The following is a 4,206-nucleotide window of genomic DNA, read 5'->3' on the forward strand; positions in this document are numbered from 1 at the left end:
CAATGAGATTAACATTGCAAAGGGTTGTTTGACCTGTGTTTGTGTAAGAGAGGGTGTAAGTTATGGTAGACAGGGTGGTTGTTGTGGTTGGTCCTGTTTTTGTAAGGGATATCCCAGGGATACCAATAAGCTTAAATGTTGTGGTGGCAAAGACCTCACCGATGTAGGAATCCCCTGAGGCAGTAATTGTCTTTGTGCAAGGCTCTTGGGTGTCAACAACAAATATTGTTGAGAATGTTCCCTGGTCTGATGAAAAGGTGTTTGCAATATTTTGATTTGTTCCAAATGCAATATTTACAGGGGTATTTGGTCCAAAGCCATCTCCTTCTATGGTTACAATTGTTCCAATATTGCCTGATGTAGGATTAAGAAGGTCAATCTTTGGATTTGGGGTAAGAAGGAATATTGCTGTTGCTGTTTCTCCAGATTCATCTGTTGCTGTGATTATCTTTGTGCAAATTGGTTGAGTGTCTACAATAAATGTTAATGAAAAGCTTCCATATTCATTAGAGGTTGTTATTGCAATTGTTGGATGTGTTCCAAAATCTACAGATATTTGAGAATTTTCATAAAAATCATAGCCTGATATTGTAACTAAAGATCCAACAGAACCTTTGTTTGGAAAGACAGTAATTTTTGGCTCAATTACCCTTACTATTACAACAGGTGTATCCATTGATGGCTCTAAATCAAATTGGACGGTTGCATAGTTTGATATCTCGGTATTAGGGGTTAGATTTAGTTTTGGTTTTATCTGAAACACAATATATTCTGTTGAGCCAGTCGCTAAGTATATTTCGTCAAAAAACCAATAAGCTGTTCCAGTTGAGCTTAAAGTCCATGTTCCATTAGGACCAAGTCCTGGCATCCTTATAACATTGAATGTAGACCAATCTAGGTTGGGATCAAGATGATCCCCTACTTGAATATCTCTGGCAGAAGCACTAGCTGTTGCAAGATTTTCAAAGTGTATTACATATGTTAATGGATTTACTTCATCTGGATATATGTATTGTCTATCTACAAGCTTTTCATTAGGGTCATATGCCTGTTCTACGGTAACAGTCATTTTGTATGTATTATTTAAATAGTTTCTCTCTGGAGAAAGGGATGATATATCTGCTGTATTAACCAATTGACCTGTTGCTTCTTGTTTAACCATACAGGTTATTACAATTTCGCCATATTTCCCAGGCATTAGATCTCCTATATTCCAAGTTATGGTGTGAGCAGTAAGATCACATATCCCTCCTGGTAGTGTAGCACTAACAGGTACCAGTTCTTGTGGGAAATAATCTATAATTTTAACAGAATTTGCTTTTGCTGAACCACTATTACCATACGATATATGGTAGAATATTTTGTGTCCTGACCTAAAAATCCTATCTGTTGCATCATTTGTTGCCCATTTGGACATATAAAGATCTGCATACCATGAAATGACTTGGGTTTTAAGCGTAAATGTATTGTTATGAGAAATAAGGTCTTCTGGAGAGGTTATTTCTATAATATTTGTTACATTATTTATTTGGCTGCCTACCCTACATATCAATTCAAAATATCTTTGCTCTAAAGCTGATAAAGTCCCAATTGCCCATTTTATCTCATTTCCTGAAATAGTAGGAGTAATCCCACTTGTGTCACTTCCATATGTTAAACCTGATGATAAAATATCCCTAATCTCAACTGAACTTGCCTTTTTATCTCCACCGTTGCCGTAATATATTCTATATATTATGTTTTCACCCTCTGCGATTTGATATGACCCATACTTATTTATCCATACATCAACCCATTGTGTAGGGCTTCCTTGATACTCATAAGCACCCATATCAACAATAGCAATATTGTCTCCATCCCCATCAGCAATCCTTGGATTGCCGTCTTTGTCGGTGGTAAGCCAAGTTGGAACAGCATCATTTGAGCCAGCGTCTATGCAGGGAGAGGAGGATTGGAGCCTGTAATTGCCTGTTGATGTGCTAACAAATTGCGGGTTAAGGCAGATATTTCCATTGATTCCTGTTTGGTCTGTAATTCCATAATAGTTCTGTGGGCTATTGTTCCAAAAATTATCATAACTGATGGTTAAAGAAGGATTATCACAGGCGATTCCACCACCATTGAAAGGAGTTGTATTCCCTGAAATTATACAGTTTACAATAGAAGGAAAAGAATTATCATAAACACCAATTCCCCCACCATCATTGTAGTTAGCCATATTTTCTGATATTGTACAGTTGATAATGGAAGGAGAAGAAGAATGGCAAAGAATTCCACCACCACGACCACCACCATAAGTAGTATTATATTGGGTTTGATTTTCTATAATTACACAATTTATGAGAGATGGAGAAGAAAGATCGCAATAAATTCCACCACCGCCCAGGTAAGCTTGATTCCTTGAAATTATGCAATTTGTGATGATTGAAGAATCATGTTCAACACAATCAATTCCACCACCATAATAGGAGCCAGCTATGTTTTCTAATATTATGCAGTTTGTAATGGAGGAAGAAGAAGAATGGCAAAGAATTCCACCAGCATGACCTCCACCATAGGCACCAATGTTGGCTATATTTCCTATTACTGTACAATTTGTAATAGAAAGAGAAGATTCTGAAGAGGCTATTCCACCACCATTTCCGCTAATGACTGTATTTCCTGAGATTGTGCAGCTTGTGATAATTGAAGAGGAATTATAGCAAGAAATCCCACCGCCCTTCCAATTTGTTGTGTTATTGGAAATGGTGCAGTTGGTAATGGTTGGAGAAGAATTATAGCAATAAATCCCACCTCCATACCAAGTTGTGGTGTTGTTTAACAGAATGCAGTTCGTGATGATTGGGGAAGAAAAATAGCAGAGAATCCCACCACCACAACTACTAGGCCAATCACCAGTAACATAGCCATTCTTTACCGTGAACCCATCCACAATAGAAGCAGAAGTTTCACTTGAATGAAAATAAAACCCCCTTCCTGAACCCTCACAATCAATAACAGTATTTTCTGCTCCAGCCTTTGCCCTTACATAGATTGCCTTTCCAGAAAAATCTAGGTTTTTATTTCCAGGCCCTGTATATGTCCCAGGGTCAATCCAGACTGTGTCTCCAGTGGTTGCGGCATTAATTGCTGCTTGAATAGTTGTATAGCTTCCTGGCACATACAAATCAGTTGCATAAACTCTCACTCCCAAAACAACCCCTAAAACTACTAAAGACACAAAAATTTGTCTTTTCATTTCACACTTCCAATTTTGAATAAAAAAAACAGGCTCAAAACTGAACCTGTTTCTGTGGATTTTATATAAAAACCTTTTTGGCGAGTTACTCTCTCTCTCTCTCTCTCTGCGCTGTTTGTGCCACCAAATGATTTATGTTTTTCATTTTACAAAAGGTTACAATATCACCCTAATTTTTGTCAAGGGATTTTTTGCATTCCTCAAGCATTTGTTTTGCTTGAATATTGTTTGGGTCAAGTTTTAAAACCATTTCATACCCCTCAATAGCCTTGTCAAAAGCTTTCTGGCTATAAAAGATATTAGCTTTCTCAAAAAGAGCAAGTGTATATAACCCAACAATCTCTTTATATAAATTAAGGCTTGTCTTTATATAGCTTGCATAATTTCTTCCTTTTATCTTCTCATATATTTTTTCAAAATCCTCTATTCCCAATTCTTTTAATATCACTAATGGCTCTTTAAGTTCAAAAATAGCATTTTCATACATAGCAAAGGAATGATAATAAAGCCCTCTGTCGTAAAAGGTTTTACAATAATTAAAATATGCCTCGAGCCGTTGCATATCTTCAAAGGTTATTTCTTGCTTAACAAGGGATTTTATCTTTCCGATGGTAAATTTAGGTCTATTTTTAAGTCCTTCAAAAAACCATTTAATTCCTTCTTTGTCTTCCTTTACAACCCTTTGAAAAACTCCCTCGGGAATTAAAAGGTATCCACTATAATTTACATTAGAGTCCCTTCTTATATAAACTGGCCCTTTTTTAAGATTGCTTTCTATAAGAAAGGGGGATACATGCTTAATTTCGATAAACTTCACATCCTTTCGGAATTCTTCAATATACTGAAGATATTTAAGATAGAAAATGGGCTCATCAGGTCTCCATCCCTCTAAGAAAAGAATAGCATTTTTCTTAACCTTAAGGATATCTTTTCCATAATCATAAGCAATATAATGCTTTTGGTGATTG

Annotated in this window: 2 protein-coding genes; both read right to left on the minus strand. The window is 36.3% G+C overall.

Translation table 11 applies throughout. From position 1 onward, the window contains the following. Positions 1-3,238, minus strand: a 3,238-nt coding sequence (locus tag AB1630_10785; GenBank protein ID MEW6104276.1) for a right-handed parallel beta-helix repeat-containing protein, incomplete at its 3' end; no start/stop codon positions are given. A 169-nt stretch (positions 3,239-3,407) separates the two neighbouring features. Further along, the coding region (locus AB1630_10790; protein ID MEW6104277.1) for a tetratricopeptide repeat protein at positions 3,408-4,206 on the minus strand (799 nt) is incomplete at its 5' end.

This window comes from bacterium, assembly GCA_040753555.1.
Taxonomy (GTDB): domain Bacteria; phylum UBA9089; class UBA9088; order UBA9088; family UBA9088; genus JBFLYE01.